General features: G+C 66.0%; 20 protein-coding genes and 1 pseudogene. 8 read left to right on the top strand and 13 right to left on the bottom strand.

What is annotated here, in order from left to right; translation table 11 throughout:
- Positions 1–251 precede the first annotated feature (251 nt).
- Entirely contained in the window at positions 252–1568 is a 1317-nt protein-coding gene (gene aspS, locus J7E96_RS26885) for an aspartate--tRNA(Asn) ligase (RefSeq protein WP_215134728.1), read from the top strand.
- A 53-nt stretch (positions 1569–1621) separates the two neighbouring features.
- On the opposite strand, the gene J7E96_RS26880 is transcribed toward aspS, so the two are convergent.
- The 5 genes from J7E96_RS26880 to J7E96_RS26860 all read right to left on the bottom strand — a co-directional run bounded on the left by J7E96_RS26880 (position 1622) and on the right by J7E96_RS26860 (position 5550).
- Positions 1622–2410: a hypothetical protein gene (locus J7E96_RS26880; protein WP_251070484.1), complete on the bottom strand. Its 789-nt coding sequence runs from the start codon at positions 2408–2410 to the stop codon at positions 1622–1624.
- On the bottom strand, positions 2407–3321 hold the full coding sequence (locus J7E96_RS26875; RefSeq protein WP_308296152.1) for a radical SAM protein: 915 nt from the start codon (positions 3319–3321) through the stop codon (positions 2407–2409). Before J7E96_RS26875 ends, J7E96_RS26880 begins: the two co-directional genes overlap by 4 nt.
- Complete coding sequence (locus J7E96_RS26870; protein WP_215134727.1) at positions 3318–4619, bottom strand: radical SAM protein; 1302 nt, start codon at positions 4617–4619, stop codon at positions 3318–3320. Before J7E96_RS26870 ends, J7E96_RS26875 begins: the two co-directional genes overlap by 4 nt.
- 5 nt (positions 4620–4624) lie before the next feature.
- Complete coding sequence (locus J7E96_RS26865) at positions 4625–4981, bottom strand: hypothetical protein (protein ID WP_215134726.1); 357 nt, start codon at positions 4979–4981, stop codon at positions 4625–4627.
- Positions 4982–5106: 125 nt separating this feature from the next.
- A complete protein-coding gene (locus tag J7E96_RS26860) occupies positions 5107–5550 on the bottom strand; it encodes a helix-turn-helix domain-containing protein (RefSeq protein ID WP_215134737.1) in 444 nt (147 codons plus the stop codon).
- Between the two features lie 280 nt (positions 5551–5830).
- On the opposite strand from J7E96_RS26860, the gene J7E96_RS26855 reads away from it, so the two are divergent.
- Genes J7E96_RS26855 through J7E96_RS26845 form a run of 3 tightly spaced genes read left to right on the top strand, consistent with a single transcriptional unit; the run spans position 5831 to position 8440 of the window.
- Complete coding sequence (locus tag J7E96_RS26855; protein ID WP_215134725.1) at positions 5831–7249, top strand: helix-turn-helix transcriptional regulator; 1419 nt, start codon at positions 5831–5833, stop codon at positions 7247–7249.
- Between the two features lie 43 nt (positions 7250–7292).
- On the top strand, positions 7293–7976 hold the full coding sequence (locus tag J7E96_RS26850) for a dihydrofolate reductase family protein (RefSeq protein WP_215134724.1): 684 nt from the start codon (positions 7293–7295) through the stop codon (positions 7974–7976).
- Positions 7973–8440 (top strand): deaminase, encoded by a 468-nt coding sequence (locus J7E96_RS26845; protein ID WP_215134723.1) that lies wholly within the window; start codon positions 7973–7975, stop codon positions 8438–8440. The genes J7E96_RS26850 and J7E96_RS26845 overlap by 4 nt, the downstream gene beginning before the upstream one ends.
- Positions 8441–8982: 542 nt before the next feature.
- Here J7E96_RS26845 and J7E96_RS26840 read toward each other — a convergent pair.
- Positions 8983–9711: a haloacid dehalogenase-like hydrolase gene (locus J7E96_RS26840; RefSeq protein ID WP_308296151.1), complete on the bottom strand. Its 729-nt coding sequence runs from the start codon at positions 9709–9711 to the stop codon at positions 8983–8985.
- A gap of 411 nt (positions 9712–10122) precedes the next feature.
- Between J7E96_RS26840 and J7E96_RS26835 the strand changes: the two genes are divergently transcribed.
- Positions 10123–10317, top strand: a complete 195-nt coding sequence (locus J7E96_RS26835; protein WP_215134721.1) for a hypothetical protein — start codon at positions 10123–10125, stop codon at positions 10315–10317.
- Positions 10318–10618: 301 nt separating this feature from the next.
- A complete protein-coding gene (locus J7E96_RS26830; RefSeq protein ID WP_251070483.1) occupies positions 10619–11044 on the top strand; it encodes a hypothetical protein in 426 nt (141 codons plus the stop codon).
- Here J7E96_RS26830 and J7E96_RS26825 read toward each other — a convergent pair.
- Both J7E96_RS26825 and J7E96_RS38905 read right to left on the bottom strand, forming a co-directional pair.
- Complete coding sequence (locus tag J7E96_RS26825) at positions 11000–12238, bottom strand: IS256 family transposase (protein ID WP_215134720.1); 1239 nt, start codon at positions 12236–12238, stop codon at positions 11000–11002. The genes J7E96_RS26830 and J7E96_RS26825 overlap by 45 nt on opposite strands.
- A 949-nt stretch (positions 12239–13187) precedes the next feature.
- Positions 13188–13556, bottom strand: coding sequence for an IS3 family transposase (locus J7E96_RS38905; protein ID WP_374196720.1), 369 nt, complete (start codon positions 13554–13556; stop codon positions 13188–13190).
- A gap of 126 nt (positions 13557–13682) precedes the next feature.
- Between J7E96_RS38905 and J7E96_RS26815 the strand changes: the two are divergent.
- Positions 13683–13940 (top strand): annotated as a pseudogene (locus J7E96_RS26815) (VWA domain-containing protein); the annotation flags it as partial.
- Between the two features lie 52 nt (positions 13941–13992).
- Positions 13993–14178 (top strand): hypothetical protein, encoded by a 186-nt coding sequence (locus tag J7E96_RS26810; RefSeq protein WP_215134716.1) that lies wholly within the window; start codon positions 13993–13995, stop codon positions 14176–14178.
- Between the two features lie 147 nt (positions 14179–14325).
- Here the strand turns inward: J7E96_RS26810 and J7E96_RS26805 are convergent, their stop codons facing one another.
- The 5 genes from J7E96_RS26805 to J7E96_RS26785 form a co-directional block, all read right to left on the bottom strand.
- The gene (locus J7E96_RS26805; protein ID WP_215134714.1) at positions 14326–15165 is read right to left on the bottom strand and encodes a transposase family protein; all 840 of its coding nucleotides are present in this window, start codon (positions 15163–15165) and stop codon (positions 14326–14328) included.
- Positions 15166–15227: 62 nt separating this feature from the next.
- Entirely contained in the window at positions 15228–15683 is a 456-nt protein-coding gene (locus J7E96_RS26800; protein ID WP_215134712.1) for a hypothetical protein, read from the bottom strand.
- A 344-nt stretch (positions 15684–16027) separates the two neighbouring features.
- Positions 16028–17260 (bottom strand): IS4 family transposase, encoded by a 1233-nt coding sequence (locus tag J7E96_RS26795; protein WP_215134710.1) that lies wholly within the window; start codon positions 17258–17260, stop codon positions 16028–16030.
- Positions 17261–17691: 431 nt separating this feature from the next.
- A complete protein-coding gene (locus J7E96_RS26790) occupies positions 17692–19782 on the bottom strand; it encodes a serine protease (protein WP_215134708.1) in 2091 nt (696 codons plus the stop codon).
- 323 nt (positions 19783–20105) lie between these two features.
- On the bottom strand, positions 20106–20659 hold a 554-nt coding region (locus J7E96_RS26785; RefSeq protein WP_251070482.1), incomplete at its 5' end, for a peptidoglycan-binding protein.

The raw sequence follows: 20659 nt of genomic DNA, 5'->3' as shown, positions 1-20659 counted from the left end.
AGTAGCCGCGGGACCACGCGAGCAGAGAGAGCTGCCGGTAGCTGTGAAGGCAGAGTCGCGCCCCAGGTGAAGACCCTCCTGAGTGCGGGGAGGAACGACCCCTGCGGTCTTATGCCCCGCCGGCTGGCCCCCGTCATCGGGCATGAATGAGGCCGCCGCTGTCTGGCGGTGGCAAAGGCGTGGTGGCACCGCGAGTACCCTTCTCGCCCACGCTCCCAAGGGATCATGACGACGCCCCTGGGAGGGCTGCGATGATCCACACCACTAGCCGCGTATTGGTCTCTGACCTGCGAGAACACGTCGGCCACACCGTTTCGATCTCAGGCTGGGTGAACACCCTCCGCCTGCAGCGCAAGATGCAGTTCGTCCTCGTGAGGGACCACACTGGCACGGTCCAGGTGACCCACAAGCGCGACGACAGCGAGCTGGAACAGCAGCTGGAGGACCTGACCACGGAGTCCGCCATCCGGATCACTGGCCGCGTGGTCGACAACCCGGTCGTCAAGCTCGGTGCTCTGGAGATCATCCCGGAGTCGATCGAGGTCCTCAACCGGGCTGAGTCGCCGCTGCCGATCGACGAGCACACGGGGATCGAGCAGCGCCTGGACTGGCGGTTCCTCGACGTCCGCCGCCGCCCGACCGCCCAGCTTCTGTTCGCCGTGCAGACCACCCTCGAGCAGGCGATGCGCGAGTACGCGTACGCGCAGGGCTGCACCGAGATGCACACCCCGAAGCTGATGGGCACGGCCTCGGAGTCGGGCGCGGAGGTGTTCAAGCTCGGGTACTTCGACCGCTCCGCCTACCTGGCGCAGTCGCCGCAGTTCTTCAAGCAAATGGCCATCGCGGCCGGCATCGACAGGGTCTTCGAGATCGGCCCGGTGTTCCGGGCCGAGCCGTCGTTCACGTCCCGGCACGCCACCGAGTTCACCGGTGTGGACGTGGAGCTGGCGTGGATCAACAGCGTCGAGGACGTGATGGCGTTCGAGGAGCAGATGCTCACGCACGCCATCGGCAAGGTCGCGGAGGCGCATGGTGACGCGATCCGGGAAGCGTTCGGCGTCGAGGTCACGGTGCCGGAGACACCGTTCCCGAGGATCACGATGGCCGAGGCCCAGGAGATTCTCCGCGCCAAGGGCTGGGACCCGGACGGCATCAAGGAAGACTTGGACCCGGAGGGCGAGCGTGGCATCTCCGCGCATATCAAGGAGCAGACCGGGCACGAGTGGGTGTTCATCACCCACTATCCGACCAGCATCCGGCCCTTCTACCACATGCGGCCGACGGACGACTCGAGTGTGACGCTGAGCTTCGACCTGCTGTGGAAGGGGTTGGAGGTCACCACCGGCGCGCAGCGCGAGCACCGCTACGACATGCTGCTCAAGCAAGCGGCAGAGAAGGGCATGAACACGGAACCGATGCAGGACTACCTGAACTGCTTCCGGTTCGGGTGTCCGCCGCACGGCGGTTTGGGTATGGGGCTGGGCCGGGTGCTGATGGTGATGCTCGGCCTCGACACGATCCGTGAGGCCACGTTCTTGTTCCGTGGCCCGAACCGGCTCACTCCGTAGGCATGGAAAGGCGGGACCGTCACCGATGTACGACAGGTGACGGCCCCGCCTGGTCAGTAGCGGAGATTGCGAAGGTCATGCGTCCACGCTTCGGCCGGGTGCTTGTCCCAGTAGGTGCGCAGTGCCAGTTCGCGTTCCGCGAAGCGGCCCTGGTGGCACAGGGCACCGTGGGAGAGCGTGACGCTCATCGCGAGCGGGGACTCGGTGGTCACCCAGTGCGGTGTCAGTGCGTGGCTCCACAGCATGTCGCCTGGCCCCATACGTACTGACAGGCGATCGGCCGGGTCGTGCTCGGGCGGCTCTTCGGCCGTCGTCTCCCCGACCACGGCGTCGTCAGCAGACAGGACCCGGTCGGGGTCACGGTAGCTGTGGAAGGTCTTGGTTCCCTCGATCTGCCAGACCATGCCGTGGGAGTTGTCGTTGTGGTACGTCGAGAACGCGCCGTCGGTCGAGATGAACAGCAGCGGTGCGCATCGCTGCCAGGTGTATCCCCAACTGGAGAGCTGCGTGCGCCAGGGGATCATGACCTGTTCCTGGAAGCCGGCCAGGATCTCGTTGTAGAAGCGGCTGAGGTTGAAGTGGACGAGGCGGAAGGTCCAGGTCATCACCTCGTCGATCGGGGCGGTGCGGAACGCCGCGGTACGGTCCATGCGTACGGACCAGTCCTCGTCTCCGAGGATCGTGAACCGCACCTGTTCGTCGCGCCGGATGGTGTCGAGGACTTCGCGGGCCGGGGGGAACACGAAGTCGACCGCAGCGAGTTCCTTGCCTATACGCATGTTCGGCGGGACGCGCCATCGTTCGATGAACTCGTCTGGTGTGGTGACAGGAATGGTCATCATCCGCTCGCGGGGCCATGGTCGGCGCGGCAGATGGCCGCGCAGTCCGGTGTTGTCCAGTCCTGGGGCCCGGACGTGAGGAAGCGGCTGATCGCCGCTCGTGGCGCCTGCACGCTGACCCCGTTCTTGCTGTAGGGGCAGCGGCGGAGTTCCCCCTTCGCGGACACGTACAGGGTCGCCGAGCTGCAGGCACGTTCACAGCGGGGGTGCAGATACATGTCCTGCAATGCCGTGAGGTGCTTCTGGAACCGGGGTGTGAGCTGGAAGAAGCGGCCGAGATGTTCGGCGTCCGTCCGCTGCTGGGCGAGGTAGCCGGAGAGTGTGTACCCGGCGCGCTCCCGGGCCGTCTCGCCCAGAGTCACGGGGCTCAACTGGATCTCGACCTCGGGCTCATCGACCAATTGGTGGATGTCCTGGCACTCCTGAGCGGTGACGTCCCAGTAGGTGAGGTGGAGGACCCTTACCGGTGCCATCACCTGCTTCAAGGTCGCGATCCCGGAACTCACGGAGCGGGTGGTGCGGCCCAGGTGCATCGCTCCGGCCGAGTCCGCGGAGACGGTGACGTTGGTCAGGAGGTGTGCGATCTCGCTCAGCCGGTGGACCTCGTCCGAGGTTCGGGCGGAGGTCACTACGGAAACGGCCAGGCCGAATTGGTGAGCGAGTCGTACGAGTTGGCGGAGTTGCGGATGGTGCGCGGGCTCTCCGCCTGTGAGGCAAACGCCCTCGACACCGACCTCTCTGAGCCGGGAGAGCGCCCGAGCGTAGGTGGGGACTTCGAGGAATCCACGTGCACGGTCGGGGCGGAGGCAGAATCCGCAGGCGATCGTGCAGTGTCCGGCGGTGCTGATCAGCGCCGTCTTGGTCGGGATCAGCGTCCCGCGTGATCGCTGCTCAGGTTCGGTGAGGGGGCTCACTGCACCCCCGTGTTGTCCCAGACGGCGATCTCGACGGTGCCGGTGTAGAACGCGCACATTTCCGGGTCCGGGCTGTCGCCACCGATGAGGAGCTGTTCGTTGCGGGAGGGTCCTCCGCAGATCGCCAGGGCGGGGCACGTGCCGCATGCCGATATGGGGGCGACCTGTTTCGCGATTCCCGTCAGCAGGCTCGGGGTCGTGCGGATGTCGTCGATGCTGTGGAGGAAGGCCGGCTCCTCGAAGTTGATGTCGCACAGGCTGATCCGGCTGCCGGTGAGCAGCGCCGCATTGAGGGTGCGGTCGGACTGCATGTGGTCGAGGAGCATGGGTCGGCGCCGGTCCAAGGCCTGGAAGGCGCGGTCCAGGACGGAGAACATCATGGCGCCGCGGCCGAGGGCCACCATGCGGGCCTCATGTAGTTCCTTCGCTAGCTTCCCGCCCTGTACGAGCCAGCGGCCCTTGGTGGGGATGGGGGTGTTGGCGTAGATGAACTTCAGCCCGAGTACGTCGATGATCCACGTCACGGTCTCGGCGAGGCGTCCGATGTTCGCGGACGTGGGTGTGAGGTTGCAGCCGACGTGCACGCCGTCGGCTGCGAGGAGACGCTGGACGTTGTTCCGGATCCGGTCGTCGGCGGGTTGCCCGCCGAGCAGGCGACGGTTCGCGGCGTTGATGGCCGGGGGGCCGTCGATGGAGATGCCCACGCCGTAGTTGTAGTGGGCGTAGTGCGCCAGCATTTCGTCGGTAAGCCGGGCGCCGTTGCTGACGACCGTGCGCCGGACTCGCCGTACGCCATGTTCGGCTGCAAGGGTGTCGGCGAGTTCGTCGCCGTACTGCATGAGGTCGAAGCGGATGGTCGGCTCACCGCCGAACCATTGGATGGAGACTTCGTCCTGGCCGGCGTTCGTCTCGAACAGGTAGGTCAGCCCCTCGTGGATTTCCTGTTCGGTCATGTCCCGCTTGCCGGTGTTGGTCGGGACGAAGCAGTAGTCGCACTTCATGTTGCAGGCATCGGTGAGAACCACCCGCAGCCCGCTGATCCGTACCGGGTTGGGATCCAGCCCCAGTTCCTTGAGGCGGTGGTGGAGTCCTTCACGCGGATCGGTGATCGGGCCGTTGGGGGTGAAGCCGAGCTCGGCGAGTGCGGCGTGAGTCGCGGTCGGGGGCACCGCGGAGAGGTCAGCGACCTCTCCGCGGCTCAGGTACACGCTGTCCAGGGTGACCGGGTCGAGGAGGGCAGCCTCCCCGTCCCGGTCGAACTGGATGTACTTCCCCCACAGGATCTGTGAGGAGGCCATGTGTGTTACGCGGCTTCCTCTTCGACGATCCCCAGGTCACCCATGACCTGACGGACGAGGTCTTCGCCCGCGGCCTGGAGCTGGGCGGAGGCCTCGGGGGATCCGCCGTCCGCGAGGACGATCATGCCCGGCAGGGTCGGGTTCGGCGCGATCACCGTGATGCCGGCCGGTGCCGTGCTGACCACCATGATCGCGTTCTCGACCGGAACCCAGTTCGCCTGGTCCTTCACGGCGTTCAGGATCTCGGCCTGCTTGGCCTGGAAGGCATCGCGCTCACCCATCCAGACTCCGGCCTTGCTCTTCGAGTCGACGACGTCGGCGTAGATCAGGTGGTCGTTCTTGGGGCGACGAGGAGTCGGCATGTACTTCTCTCCCTTCAATGGCGCGGTTGTCGATGTTCGGTGGTGCAGTTGGGACTGCGCCGTGGTGGCCGTCCGGTGAGCAGCGTGCCGTGCTGGATGGCTGGAGGCACATTTCAGGCGTGATATCACTGGGGTGATGGACTCGTGGCTGGTGCCGGAGTGCGAAGACGGGGCCCGTCTTCACCGTCGGACCGCGGCCGTAACATCGGCCCGGTGAGCTCGTCCGGGGCTTGCAGGCCATCCAACAGCCGGACGATCTTGTCGATGTTGGTGAGCGTCCGGGTGCCGGATTCGATCATCGACAGGTACCCCTGGCTCAGGCCCGTAAGAGCGGCTACATCATCCTGCCGGAGTCCCGTGGACTGCCGAACCAGCAGACACACCGCGCCGAAGTCCCTGTCGAACAGAGCCTCTTGCACTTCCGTCGACTGCCAGACGTGCGGCGAGATGCGTGGCCAGTCGGGCAGCGCCCCCGGCAGGCTGCGGGTGCACCCACTGCAGTAGTCGTCCTGGTTGTACCTGCTCAGGCGGCACCGGCAGCGGGCGCAGTGTCGCGCGCCCGGCAGCATGACGGACCTTCTCGTGGTGTGTTGCTGCACGGTCCTCCACTCCTTCGCGGACCCGACTGGTTGAAAGAGCAGATGCCGGCGGGGCTCGAACTGAACTCGGTCTACGGCCATGCGAGCGTCGTCGGGCGATCTTCTTGATCAATCGAGTCCGCGTTCCGCAAGCCGTCGGTAGGCTGGCAACTGCCTGTGCATCGGTTGTAGTTGCCAGTGGGAGCCGCAGGGCAGACACAGAATGTGGCTGGTGTGCCCTGGCCACGTGGGCCACATCGGGGAGGGTGGAGTGGGGCAGCGGCCGAAGGATCTGACGCCGTACGCGAGCCCGAATCACTACCTGGGCGCCGAGATGCGCGCTTGGCGGGTGCAGCGTGGCCTTTCTCTGAACAAACTGCACGGCATCATCCGTTATGACCCGAGCTACGTGGCGCGAGTTGAGCGTGGTGAGCAGGCGCCTTCGCCGACACTGGTCATGGCCTACGACAGAGCCGTGGGAGCCAACGAGGCGTTAGTCCGGCTGCACACCTCAATACTCGGCGGCGCGGATGTCGCCGCTCTGGCCTCTGGCCATGTGGCCAACGCGGGACCCCATGTGGCCAATAGCCGGACTCGTGTAGATGCCATTCCAGATGCGCAGGCAGTGTCGGAGGAGGAGGGGATCTCTGTTCCCTGCCGAACCTCTGATGGAAGGATCATTTTCGTGTCTGTACCTCGACGGGTGTTTCTGGGGGGTATTGGCGCCGCCGCTGCCGTGGGTATCACGGGCGCGCCGCTGGCCCAGGCTTCCCAGGCGGCTACGCGGGCGACTGCTCCGGATCGCAACCCGATCGAGCACCTTCAGGCGGTCCGCCGGGTGCTGATCGACTCGGACAACCTGTTCGGCCCGCGTCAGCTGATTCCCAAGGTCCAGGAACAGATCAACCTCATCACGGGCATGCGGGAAGGCACGCACGGCACGGACCGGCGCCGGTTGCTTCAAATGCAGACACAGTTCGCCGAGCTGTGCGGCTGGTTCCATCAGGACGCCGGTGACCACCGGGCCGCGCAGTACTGGACGGACCGGGCGCTCCAGTGGTCCCACGGAGCCGGCGACCCGGACCTGACGGTCTACATCCTGGCGCGCAAAAGCCAGTTGGCTGGCGACATGCGCGAGCCCGTGGAGGCGGTCGACGTCGCGGAGGCCGCGGAGGGAACGGCTCGCCCGGGGAGTCGGCTGGCGGCGGTTGCCGCGACGTACGCCGCCCACGGATACGCGCTCCAGGGCGAGACCACGGAGGCGATGCGAGCGTACGACCACGCCCGGGAGCTGTTCCATGGCGTTGATCCTGATCCGTCATCCAGCTGGGGCGTGTGGCTGGACGACGCGTACATCAGCGTCCAGCGGGCCCGTAGCCTGTCCGTGCTCGGCGACCACCGTGCAGCTGCCGAGGGGTTCCGCTCTGCCATCACCGCTCTTCCTGCGGGATATCACCGCGACCGTGGCGTATATCTCGCCCGGGAGGCGCTGGCACTGGCGGGAAGCCGTGAAGCCGAGCAGGCCGCCGTCGTCGGCATGGAGGCACTGGCCATCGGGAACGAGACCGGCTCCGCGCGCATTATGACGGAGTTGGCGCAGCTCGACACCGACTTGGAGCGGTGGCGTGCGGTCCCCTCCGTCCGCGAGTTCAAAGAGTCACTCGACGCCTGCGTTCTCCACGAGGCGTGATCCGTACCCTCTGCCCATTGCTGCTCTTACCAGGGAGAACACGTTGCCCCGTCCCTACGTTCTGCTGAGCGTTGCCACGTCGATCGACGGGCACATCGATGACACCAGCCCGGACCGGCTGCTGCTGTCCAACGCTGCCGACTTCGACCGCGTCGACCAGGTACGCGCCGAATCCGACGCCATCCTGATCGGCGCCGGCACAATGCGTGCCGACAACCCGCGGCTGTTGGTCAACAGCGAAGAGCGCCGCGCTGCGCGGGTCGCCGCGGGAAAGCCCGCGTATCCGCTCAAGGTCACTATCAGCGCCTCAGGGGATCTCGATCCCGAGCTGAAGTTCTGGCACCACGGCGACGCCAAGGTCGCGTACACCACCACCGCCGGAGAGGAGAAGCTGCGCGAGCGGCTCGCGGGCCTAGCCGATGTCGTCTCGCTCGGAGAGACCGTGGATTTCAGCCGGCTCCTGGACGACCTGGGCATGCGCGGCGTCAAGCGGCTCATGGTGGAAGGCGGCGGCAGCATCCACACCACGTTCCTCTCGCAGGGGCTCGCAGACGAGATTCACCTGGCCGTTGCTCCCTTGATCGTCGGTGATGCTGGGGCACCGCGGTTCCTCAGTCCCGCGGCGTACCCCGGAGGGTCGACCCATCGAATGGCACTGGCGGAAGCCCGTACCATCGGCGATGTAGTGCTGCTGCGCTACTTGCCGAAGCAGGAGAGCGCCCAGTGACCCCGCCGTGGACCGACGTCGACTACGAGCGGTTGAAGGACGCCATCGAGTTGTCCCGTAGATGTCCTCGCGCCGACGGTGCCTACGCCGTTGGTGCGCTCATCTTCGACCAGGCCGGCAACGAGATCACTACCGGCTACTCCCGGGAGTCCGACCTGCATGTGCATGCCGAGGAAGCGGCGCTGTTGAAGGTGGTCGGCGAATCCTCGCTGAAGGAGGCCACCCTCTACAGCACCCTCGAGCCGTGCAGTCAGCGCAAGTCACGACCGCGTTCATGCACCGAACTCATCCTTCAATCTGGCATTCCTCGCGTGGTGATCGCGTGGCGTGAACCTCAGCTCTTCGTTGCTGACTGCCAGGGGGTGGAGATGCTTACGGCTGCTGGCGTCACTGTCGTAGAGATCCCGGAGTTGGCTACTGCTGCCCGGCGCGTGAATGAACACCTTCCAGGGATCGGGCTGTGATCGGTCCCTGAACCATCAGACTCGGAACCTAGCTCGGGTCTGCGCCATTCATACGTCGCTCGGTGGGTTTCGGTCTGGGGCTCTTTCGGGGCGGTAGCCCCATTCCTCCATGAGGATTCGGTGCCATGCACCCTGCTCATAGTTGGATCGGGTCCGTCGCCTGCGGAGCACTTCGATCCGCAGGGTGATCGCGGCGCTGGTCGTGACAACGGCGGCGAAGGCAGCCCACACCCCGAACAGTTCGCCCAGGAGGAGCGCGCCGCCTCCGAAGACAAGCAGCCCAATCGCGCTGGCTGCCGGCTCACTGTCTGGTACTGCCTTCACCGCCAGCGACCGTGCGTGCGATGTTCTCCGTGACTGACTGTGTGTCTGCCGTGTGAAAGGCCAGCCATGGGCTCCTCTTCCGATCAGAGTCAGCTGCCGTCCGGGGCGCGCGGTCAGGCTACGTCGGGCGCCCGGGTGGCGATATCACCCTGGGTGATCCGGCCCTGTCCCTTCTTGCAATCAGGCTGCTCACGTTCGGGATCAGCAGCTCATGGCCATCAGTGAGGCTCTCGCGTCAGCGTGGAGATGGCCTCAAGGAGCTGCTCGACGTCTTCGAGGCTGTCGAGGACGACATCGGCTCCGGCCGCGGTCAGTTTGGCTGCTGTGGTCTTGCCGGACGCGATGCCGATGACGGTGGAGCCGCCTTCGAGGCCTGTGCGGACGTCCTCGAGGGAGTCGCCGATGATGACGGTGTTGGAGCGGGTGAAGATCGTCCCGTACTTGGCCTGAGCGCGCTTCTGCGCGATGGCAACGAGCGCCGGCCGATGGTGGTCGTCGGAGGCGAATCCGCCGATCTCCGCGTCGACGTAGCCTCCGAGGTTGAAGGCGGCGAGCTTCAGTAAGGCGTTCGGCTTGAGGTTGCCAGTGACGACGGTCGGCACGTAGTCGGGACGGTCGTGTACCGAGCTCAACGCCAGCACAGCGCCTGGCATGAGGACGCCGTGTTCTCGCAGGTTGTCCGAATGGGCGGCCAGCCGTTGTGGGACAAGTTCCACCATCTGCGGCAGCAGATCGGGGACGTCCTCCTCCGTGACTCCGTTGTCCATGAGGACTGCTCGGATCGCGAGGGGCATCGTGACGCCGGTCCCGCGAGTTGGGAGGTGCTCCGCTGGGCGACCGACGACCTCGGCGAACGCCTCACGGTAGACCTGCCGGTCGATGTCGCCGACGTACAGCAACGTGCGGTCGATGTCCCACAGGACAAGGACCTGCTGGGCCTCGGTCACGTTCCTCTTTCCCATCACGACGGCGGCACGCTCGGCCAGATTCCGAGCGCCTCTTGCCAATCCGTTGAGCGAGTGCGTGCAGGATTCAGCTACCCCTGGCTTCCTCGGAATCACTCCAGTGATATCACCCGGGGAATATGTGCACTGGTGCTTTGGCCATCAGTCTGAGTGTCCTGCGGTCCGCAGGTCAGGCGAACAACCTGAGAGCGTGGTCATTCGGACACGTCTGAGTGCTTCGGACTACAGGGAATGCGTACTCGTCGCTGCCTCTTCCATCGGAGTCCAAGGTGTCCTCGGCCATACATGCAGGGTTGGTAGGAAACCCGCCGCCGGCGCTCATCGGCCCGCTTGACGCGGTGCCGGAGCAGCCGCTGCGAGCTGTGGGAGCGCGCGTCCAGGGGAGGGCACACGGTGGCCGTTAGCATCTCCGCCGTCGTGCTGCTCTCGGCCATCACGTTCCTGCTCGTCAAGAAGGCCGGACTCAAGGTGGGCCACGCCATCGTTTGCGCACTTCTCGGATTCCATCTGGCCAGCTCATCGATCGCGCCGACGATCAGCGGGGCCGCTACGAGCGTGGCCCGGATGATCGGCGGGATCAGGTTCTGAGTGCATTACTCCGCTGCACCGAATATCTGCGCATCTCAATCCCACTGTGAAAGACGTGGCGGCTCGATCTCCATGTGTCACGAGATGTCCGCTGCGTCGTCCTACGAGTCATTCGACCTCTACCTCAGCTTTCGCCTTGGCATGGCGGACACAAATCCGGAGGCATGAAGGTGCAAGCCGACACCGTCATCGAGTGCGAGTGGTCGCTGACGTTCTCGTCGGCGACTCGCCGAACGAGGCAGCCGTGAGGCCAAGACTGACATTTGACAGGAATCCGGCCCGCGACGACAACGCTTTGCGGATGGTGGTCGAGGACGCGGCCATGGGCCGCTGGGAAGGCGCCCGGGAACTGCTGGCCGCGACAGGCGCGGACTGGGACCGACGCATCTTCCGGCTCCAGGTTCTCGCCCGTGCCGGGGCGCGGCTGACGTTCGCCGACACCTGGGCTCAGGCCGAACCTCGCTCCCCCCACGCCCTGGCCCTCTTCGCCCATGTGCAGGCGCTGCGCTCAATGGCCGGCGGTCGTGGCAGGGGCCGCAGCGAGGCGATGGAGGTGGCGTGGGAGGCCTGTGACGCCGCTGCCGACGCTCTGCCGCCGGATCCGGCGCCGTACATCGTCATGCTCGGGTCACGTCCGCTGGAGTGGTGTATTGACGGCCACTCGGTGATCTCGTGTTTGAGGCTATGCGGTGAGTTCGGTGGGCAGGACGGTCTCGTCGGTTTCTGACTCGATCGGGTGGAGGCGGGCTTTGGCGAGGAGTTCGCGGCCCATGTAGCGGCGGGCCTCGGTCCATTCGTCGTTCTGCTCGGCCAGGACCGCGCCGACCAGGCGGATCACGGCGGTGCGGTCGGGGAAGATGCCGACCACGTCGGTGCGGCGCCGGATTTCCTTGTTCAGCCGCTCCTGCGGATTGTTCGACCAGATCTGCCGCCAGATCTCACGCGGGAACGCGGTGAACGCCAGAAGATCGTGCTGGGCGGCGTCCAAGTGGGCTGCTGCCTTGGGGAACTTGGCCTCCAGCGCGTTCAGGACGTGCCGCATCTGGGCCTGGACGGCGTCGGTGTCGGGCTGTTCGAAGACCGTCCGCAGCAGGGTGGCCACCCACGGCTGAGCCGACTTGGGGACCTGGCTCAGCAGATTTCGGGCGTAATGCGTGCGGCATCGCTGCCACGAGGCGCCCGGCAGGACCGCGCCGATCGCGTTCACCAGGCCGGTGTGAGCGTCGGAGACGACCAGCTGGACACCGGACAGACCGCGGGCAGTCAACGAGCGCAGGAAGGCGAGCCAGCCCGCACCGTCCTCGGCCGTGGCGACGTCGATGCCGAGGATCTCCCGGTGTCCGTCCGCATTGACGCCGACCGCGATCAGGGCGTGGACGTTGATGATGCGGCCGCCCTCGCGGACCTTCTGCGTCAGCGCGTCGACCCAGACGAACGCATATGGCCCGGCGTCCAGCGGCCGGTTGCGGAACGCGGCGACCTGTTCGTCCAGGTGCTTGGCCATCGCACTGACCTGGGACTTCGACAGCTGGGTGACGCCGAGGGACTCGGCGAGTTTCTCGACCCTGCGGGTGCTGACGCCCAGCAGGTAGGCGGTGGCGACGACCGAGATGAGGGCCTGCTCGGCCCGCCGGCGCCGTTCGAGAAGCCAGTGCGGGAAGTAACTGCCCTGCCTCAGCTTGGGGACGGCGAGTTCGACGGTCCCTGCGCGGGTGTCCCACTCGCGTGGGCGGTAGCCGTTGCGGTGGTTGACGCGTTCGTCGCTGACCTGGCCGTATTCGGCGCCGCAGAGGGCATCGGCCTCCGCGGACATGAGCGCGTCGGCGAACGTCTTGACCATCGCGCGCAGCAGATCGGGACTCGCCGCGGCGAGGTTCTCTTCCGCGAGAGCGTGCAGGGCCAGACTGTCTGGTGCGGTCATCGTGCTGATCTCCTTCGAGGCTTCGACACTTCGAAGATCAGCCGGTGGCCGTTCAACTATGCGGGCACCATCCCGACGCCGGAGCAAACCCCCGGATCAGGTCGAACCCGTACACCACTTCCTTGGACGCAACCGGGCGGGGATCTGGCGGGCGAGTCGTACTACCCGGATGTCGGGATCGTGCGGGTGCCCTGGCTCATGAGGGCTGGTGGGTGGGTTGTTGGTGTCGTGGTGGTGATGCCTTGGGCGATGAGGCGCCAGAACGCCATAGCTCGAAGCTCGCGCTGACTAAGACGCTTTGGCCGGATCTGCTGAGGTGACGGCACTGCTGGACGCATTGATGCTGGTAGCCGATCCGCACCGCAAGCAGGGCTGCCGTTACTCGCTCTTCGACTGTGGCGGTCATGTGCGGTGCCCGCTCGCTCGCCGCAATCGTGCAGTGGCCCCCGGCACCGGGCTCGGCAGCCTGCTGATCCTCTTACTCGTTCTCGCCGCACTGTCGGCAGGAGAGGGTCAGAGCGTCCCCGAGGAGCACTCCGGCCCGGCCGTCGTGTCTCCCGCCACCAGGCCAGCGCTCACAGGTAGCGCAGCAGATCCGTCACCCTGTGGCGCAGGCGGCGAGACGCCTCAATGCTGCTGCGAGGATCGGTCGACAGACCCGACACGGGGTTCAAGCCCCGTATCCGCCGACGCCCCTACCAGCGCATGTCGAGAGCATCGAGCGCGCATCTGGTCGGCGGGCAGGCTGTCCTTGCGACGGCGGGTGCCGCTGATCTGCTGTCCGAGGCGTACGGATTCGGCTCGACGTGGCGCTGGGGAACGTCGAGGTGTCCTTCCCGGTGATGAAGAGCGTGGGTGAACTTCCCCGTGATGCTGGAGCCTCGTTGCTTACGCTGCGAGGGCGTGTTCTTGCTCGTGTCGCGAAGCCGACCGCGTCCGGCAGCCATCGTCAGCGCGTCGACCACCAGGGAGGCTCGGTGGTGATCGGCCATCGAGTAGCCGACAATTTCCCGGGTGGCCAGGTCCAGCCAGGTCGCCAGATACAGCCAGCCCTCGAGTCGCGGCCGATCAGGTCCGCGGTGCGCACCCCTCTCTTCGCCGGATGGGTCAACGACCGGCGCTTGCGCAGGGTGACCACGGCGATGTCACGCTCACGCATGATCCGCTCCACTCGCTTGTGGTTGACCCGCCGGTCCAGCCTGCGCAACTCGGCATGGATCCGCAGCACCCCGTAGGTACACCGGGAGGCGATGTGCAACACGGGATCTCGTGGGCCAAGGCTCTGCACCCGCCATAACAGTCGGCGTGAGAATGACATGGCCATTCGTCACTCATGTCAGCAACAGGTGAGCGCCATCCGTCAGTGCCAACCACCAGGTCGCTGAGCCTGCGCCACTGATACCCAGATGACGATATTCCACTGACACTCCCCCGCAGACCATCACGCTACCTCTGCAAAGCAGCCCGGTTACCTCTGTTCTGGCAGTTCATCGGCTTCGGTGACCCCCACGACAACGAGTTCGCGTTCCTGCGCAAGCTCGACACCCTCGCCGTCCCAGCCCGCCGCATCGTCGACAACGCCGGCTTCTTCCACGCCGGCCGCACCCCACATGCCACCAACGACCACCAGCTCTTCGACCGGCTCCTGCAGGAGTTCCCCCAATGGCTGACTGCCGCCCGCACCGCCCGCATCGTGGAGTGAGCCACGGGCAGCGTCAGCCAAGCCTCATCCGGCTGTCCGCCACGTTCACCGCGTGAGTAGCTCGGACCCCGCCCGCTGGCACGGCTCGCACGGCAAGGCGAACAACTTCGACTGGGAGGCCGCGTGCGACGTACGCGCTCGCCGGCTCGCCGCTCGCGATCCTGCCGCAGGTGGCGCGGGCGGAGCCGCGATGGGAGAGCCGGTACGAGTCCGTCTAAGCCCAATACCGCTGATTTAGGTGGGTTTCTGGCGTCTGCTGGTTGCTTTGGTGGGTGGGGCAAGTGAGCACTGTGCATCGTGAAGTTGCTGGTCAGGGGGCTGGTGTGCGTGGGGTTCATGATGCTCAAGCTGGTCGCGGGCGGATGACTCCGGTCAAGATCGTCGGTCAGCGGGCAACTTCACGGTTCGTCAGAACCAGCAGAGCCCTCACCAGCGCGGTCGCCCACGTCGGGTCGGTGCGTACCTTGCCCAGGACGCGCCAGTTCTTCAGGTGGGCGAACCCGTGCTCGACCGGTGCCCGGACGGCCGCCAATGCCTTGTTGGACAGCTTCTGCCCTCGCGTCAGAGGCCGGTTCCGGGCGGTCTTGTAGCCGGTGATCACTGCCGGGTCGGCGTCGGGATCACTGTCGTCGAGCCCGACGAATCCCAGGTCGGCGATCGCGCCGAGCCTGGCCGCCCGCAACTTCTGCGTGAGCTTGTCGTGACGGCAGGCGGTGATCTCCGAGGTCCGTCCGGGCCGGGCCGCGGAGACCCAGAGCAGGCGGCCTCGGTCGTCGGTGAGCGCGATCACGAGCAGGCCATGGCATTTGTGCTTGCCGGAGTAGTTCTTCCGGTTCTCCGTGCCGGTGCGCCGCCGGGTGCGGATCAGCGTGCCGTCCAGCAGCACGACTCCGCCACCCGATCGGGCGATCTTCTTCAGGGCCCGGTCCAGGCGCGAGGCACGGGCGGCCAGCAGGCCCACGGCTTCCCTGACCCACCGGCCCACGGTGGTGCGGTGTATCCCGTTGCCGCCGGCCAGGTCGCCCGGCCGCTGGTCACAGCGCAGCACCGCCAGCACGAGGCCGGCGATCCTTCCCGCGGGCAGGGCCCGCCACCGCGACCCGATCTTCTTCAGGTGGCCGCGTATCAGATCGGCGAGCCAGTTCAGGGTGGCGCTCGACAGCGGCAGGCGGGCAGTGTAGACAAGGCCGTCAAGGCCCTCGACGGCGTGGTTGTTTTTCTTCACACCAAACTCAACTGCCGCCGGGGGCCCGCTGGTTACGCCGCTTTCGTGCCCATCTCGCGCGGCTACAGGCGTGCGGTGAACCTGCCGTCGGGTCGTTTGTGCAGCCAGCCACGGTCAGCGAGTTTGGTCATCTTCGCGCGCAGCGGTTCCAGCTTGCCGCGTGCCGTCATCTCAAGGCCCAGCTCCTCGCCGACGCCCCTGACCTGCACCGGGCCGTCGGCAGCCCGGACGATCGCCAGGATCTTGCGGTAGTCGCCGGGCAGGGCGGCCTCGTCGGGATTCTCGCTGCGGTGCGGGATCAGCAGCACCGCCCGCCCCGCCACCCGGGCGGGAGCCGGGGCGACGGCCGCAGCGGCCTCTGTCGCGGCCCGGTCCTGCTCGGCCAGCCTGTGCAGGACCCGCTCGGCGATCACCAATTCCTCCCGCTCGGCCTGGACCTCCTGCAGCTGCTTGGCCAACTCCTCGGCCAGCGCGTCCAGTTCACTCCGGCGAGCCGTGATCCGCTCCAGCTCCTGCATCCCCGAATCCTCCCCGCGCTCTCCCGGCGTACCGGCCCGGTCACGGATCGTAGGAGCGGCAGGACGGCGAGCGCAGCAGAACCCGAGAACGGCTCCGGCCGACAGGTCGGACGATCTTCACCGTGGACACCGGCCGACGACCAGCGCGAGTATCTCTCCCGCCCCTCACACCAGACCCGTGACCAGCAACTTCACGATGCACACCACTCAGTGTGATTGCCCTGGTGGGTGGTTGGGGTGGGTTGCGGTGGTGGGGGTGTTTGAGGAGCCAGTTGCTCATCTTGCGTTTGATGACGCGGGGGTTGGAGCATTGTCTGCGGGGCGGCAGGAGTCGTTCCAGCAGCTCACGGGTGGTGTGGGTCAGGGCTCGGCTGAGTCGTGAGGGGGGAAAGTGCCGCCTGGTCGGTGACGTGGCGGCGGGCGATGCGAAGGGTGCGGGTGAACGACAGCCGGTCGGGGTCGAGGCCGGCTTGGTGAGCGGTGTGGTGCATAACGTCCCGCAGCGCGTGATGCACGAGGAGGAAGCCGTAGATTTCCTGCTCGACGCCATCGGGGTATTGCGATCGCAGGACCAACTGACGACCACCTTGGTGGGTTTTGATCTCGTCCAGGGTGTTCTCGATCTCCCACCGCTGGTGGTAGAGGCCCGCAAGGTCGTTGGCGGGCGCCTGGTCCGGGTCGCAGATGGTCGTGATCAGCCGGTAGACCGTATCGTCGCCGCTTCGACCGAGGGTGTATTCGATGACGCGAACCCGGGCCGGATCACGGCGGTCACGGTCGCCGGTGGCCACGATCTCGGACAGGTAGGAGCCGTCCTCGAGGGCTTCGAGGAACGGAAGCACAATGTTCTTGCGGACGCGCCACAACAGGTCCGCGCCTGTGCCTGAGGCGGCCTTCCACAGCTCGAAGCCGGTGATGCCGCGGTCGGCCATCAGTAGCATGCCTGGTTCGAGTCGGCCCAGCAGGTCGGGAATGAGCTGCTGTTCGTGGACCGACAGCGGACCGGTCGCCGCGGCGAACACCGCATGCGTCCCACACTCCACCAGAGCGGCAACCCTCACCTGCGGATACGCACTGCGCTGCTGTCCCCGCCCCGAGCCGGGACGACCGAAGAACATGCTGTTCGCCTCGGTGTCCGGGACATCGAAGACGGTGCCGTCCACCGCGACCAGCCGCCACTGGCGATACCAAGCACCAGTTGTTTCCGGTGTCGCGACCGGCCGGCACACCCGGTCGAACAGCGCCTTCAGCGGCTGTGGCCCCAACCGTCTGCGAGCTCTGCCGATCGCCGCCGTCGTCGGCACCCGCCACGGCTTCTCCCACTGCCGCACCCGTTCCAGTCCCTGCGTCAGCAACCGGGCCACTTCCTCATAGCCCTGCCCGGAGAACAGGCACATCGCGAGCACGAAGTACACCACCACCCGAGCCGGCAGCAGCCGGGAACGTTGTTCCCGGCGTCCGCACTCCGCGATCACCTCATCCACCACCCCGGGCGGAAACACCCGCGTCAACACACCCAGAGCGATCCGGTCCGACAACCGCTCACCCGACGACTTCACCTGTCCAGGCCTTGGCACACCACACCCAACGACCAACACAACCCAAAGTCACCGGTATTGCGTCTAAGCCTTCATCCAAGAGCCGAACGCATCGACGAGGCCGTTGAAGAACTGCTCACCGGGAACAGCCCCCGGATTCTTGCTGGCCTCGTAGAAGGCGACGTTGTTGAAGGTGGCCGATGCGGAGGCGTTGAGGTTCTTGTAGAAGGCGAGTTTGCCCCGGCCGAATCCGACGAACAGCCACGCACGTAGCCTTCATGGCCGGTCGCCGGATAGACCGAGACCACTGCATGCGGACGGAGAGGAGGCGTGTCTCCGTTCGAGTTGGGAGGACGTTTCCGTGTGCGTAAAGCGGGCGCGCCTGACTTCGATCGCCCGATGCCATGTCTCTCTGGCGTACTTCGCCACCATGGGAATCGCACATCGGCTGGGTTGCCCTGTGCGGTCGGTCAGGGCTGGTGGAGTGCTCCGCCGATCTCGTTAGCGACGCCCCTGTGGGCGAGGTACTCGTCGATGTTGTGGGCTCGATCGCGTGCGTTGGCGACGGCCAGTTGCGTGACCTTGCCCCAGCGGGGGTCCTCAAGTGGGCAGCCGATGGCGACCGCGTCGGTCGGGCACCAGGCGTTGAACCATTGACGCGCCTTCTCGGGGCGGTGGGGCCCGCCGGCGAGGAGGCGCTCGTTCACAGCGTTCATGCCCAGTGGGCTGCCCGCGGTGACGAGCAGGGTGAGATCAAGCGCGTCCGGAGGCCGGCTGATGAGGTCCACGCCCACGACGGTGCCGAGGCTGTGTGTGACCAAAACCAGTTCCCCGCTGGTCGGCATTGTTTCCAGCACGGTGTCCAGCACCGTGTCGCGGACTTTGCGGTCGCTGAGGTAGCGGCTGACGTCCCCGAAGACAGTGGCGATGGTCCACTCGTCGGCATCGGTCTTGGCTGCCAGCCAGCTCAGGGCCTGCTGGAACCTACCCACCAGGGTGTTCCCGAACCCCTCGGTGGCGACGGGGCCGTCCTGCGGCATACCGGCCCTGTTCGCCGCTTCGACGAGCATCTGCTCATAGAAGCCCGACGGTGACTCGGCGGCGAACCGCTCCGCAGCCGAGGCTGCGGTGAGCTCCCCGAACTCGATGGCACCGCTGACGGCCTCCGTCCACCCCATGAGGGCAGCCAGCCGGTCGCCGTAGTACGGGAACCAGACATCCGCCGGATCAACCGTGGCCATTCCCGCACGCGTAAGTCCATGGTTCAGGCCCGCCGTCCACTCCCGACGAAGCGCCTTGGGGTCCTTCCTGTGCTGACTCCTGCCATGCAGGAAAACCAGGTGCCGTTTACCACTGTCGAAAGCACTGCCCCGAGCCCGCAGACCGGTGGCGGGCACAGCAGCCGCTGCTGTGACCGTCGCGGCGGCCGCTTCCGGAACAGGCGTGCCGCGCTGACTCATCGCGCCGGCGGTCTGCGCCGGGAGAGGTGGTACCGGAGCCTCCTTTGTGACTGGCCTGATGCCCTGGCCGAGTGAGGAGTCCGGCCCCAACTCGGCCAGTAGCGTACGTCGCACGGGGTCGAGACTTAGTGCGGCCAGGTGCTTCAGGATGGAGCTGATGCGGACGCCTTCGTTCGCGATCCAGTCGATTGCCTCGTCGCCATCGCCGCGCTGCCAGAGCTGGCCGTCCTTGCGTAGTACACGTCCCTGGGCATCCGTTCTCGGCACCCCGCTGTGGTGCAGGGCCACTACTTCCCACTGGTCGTTGAAGACGGGGGAACCCGAGTTGCCGGGTTCGGTGTCGGTCTTGTAGTGGACGAATTCGTCCAGCCGCACCAAAAGGGTGTTGTCGCGCAGGGCGATTTCCTTGAGGCGGCCGTTGGGATGGCCGATGATGTTCACGCGTTCGCCGATCACCAGATTGCCGACCTGGGCACTGAGCCGGTTCCAGCCGAAGACCTCTCCCGGAAGACGGCCATCCACGGCCGGGGCGACAGCTACCAACGCGAAGTCCAGCCGTTTGTCCGCGGTGAAGAAGGTGCCCGGATCAAACTCCATCCGGATCACCGAGTCCGGGACATTGTCGATGGTGACTTGAGCGTTGAACTCCAGGAAGCAGCGGCCGGCGAAGCCTTCGTCGGGCAGCACATGATGGTTGGTCATCAGCAGTCGGGGCGAGACCAGAAAGCCGGTGCCGTGGGGGATCTCACGGCCAGCGTGACGTACGGTGATCCGGGCGACGGTGCCAGCAGCCCGTGTGCCGCGTGGCAGAAAGCTCCAGGCCTGCAGCTCATTGGACAGGTTGATGATCCGCTCATTGGCCTCAGGAAGGCCCAGAACTTCAGCGTGGATGCTCGATACCACGGCTGAGGACGATACTCCGCCCCGGTCGAGGATCCGCTCTGCGCGCACGGCGAGGGTTTCCGGGGCATCTGGAAACAACGTCCCCGCTGCCAGCCGTTCCTCGACCCGCTCCCGCTCCGTGGCCGACTCCCCGTACCGCCGCGCCGCGTCGGCGGCTTGCCGTCGCAACTCTTCGCGTGCAGTTTCCGTCGCGGGCATGGCGTCCACCGTCCTATCTGAGTTTGTCGGCAATGGGGCAATCAATCGCCAGGAACAAGTTTTCCGGGACTGCCCCCTCTGGTCGTGCTGCTGTCCGTATGGATGCAGGTGGGAGGAGCGACCATGGAACGACGTAAAGCTGGATGGAGCCCGCCGGCCGCCGCCGCCCCTCCGTCAGTCTCTGATGCACTCAGCGTGTGGCTCACGTGCCTGGTGGCTGATCAGCTGTCTGGCCTGGGCCGATTCCGAACCCGGATAACGGCGGCGGTAAGGCGATCGACGGCCGTCGCATACTTCTTGCCGGGCGGGATGCGGCATGGTCGTCATGCTTCAGCGAGCTTTTTCCAGGTCTTGTTTCCTACGATGCCATCTGCGGAGAGGCCATTTTTTACTTGAAACCATTTCACGGCCGCTTCGGTCTTGGTGCCGAATATTCCATCGACGACAAGAGCGGGCGTCCATCCGAGATTATTCAGGGGTCGTTGAATGTTCTTGATTCCTTCCGCCTTCAGGGAACCCCGTTTAGCGAACGGCTGGTCGGCTGCCTCACGCTCGGCTCGAGTGGGGAATTTGGTCAGCCACTCGCTCATACCATGCGGCAAGTCATCCGGACCGTGGGCCTGCCCTTCACGCCATCCCTCTATTCGCTTGATCTCCCTAGCGAAATCGGTCACTTGCCCTTCGCTTAGCTGACTGACTGGCACATTCGTGCTCACGCCGAGGGCTGCAGCAATTTTCTGGGCGTAGACCTCAGGATTGTTTGACCCGTGTCCACTGGGAGCGTATACCTGCATCATTTGCAGGATCGTCTTACTCTTGCGCCTCAACAGAAAGCGCCGGATGGCGGCAAACCCTTGGTAACTGTTCAGGGGTTTCA

It is taken from the genome of Streptomyces sp. ISL-96, from assembly GCF_018614035.1.
Lineage (GTDB): Bacteria > Actinomycetota > Actinomycetes > Streptomycetales > Streptomycetaceae > Streptomyces.
Note: the sequence above shows the minus strand (reverse complement) of the source record. Positions and strands in the feature narration are given on the sequence as shown.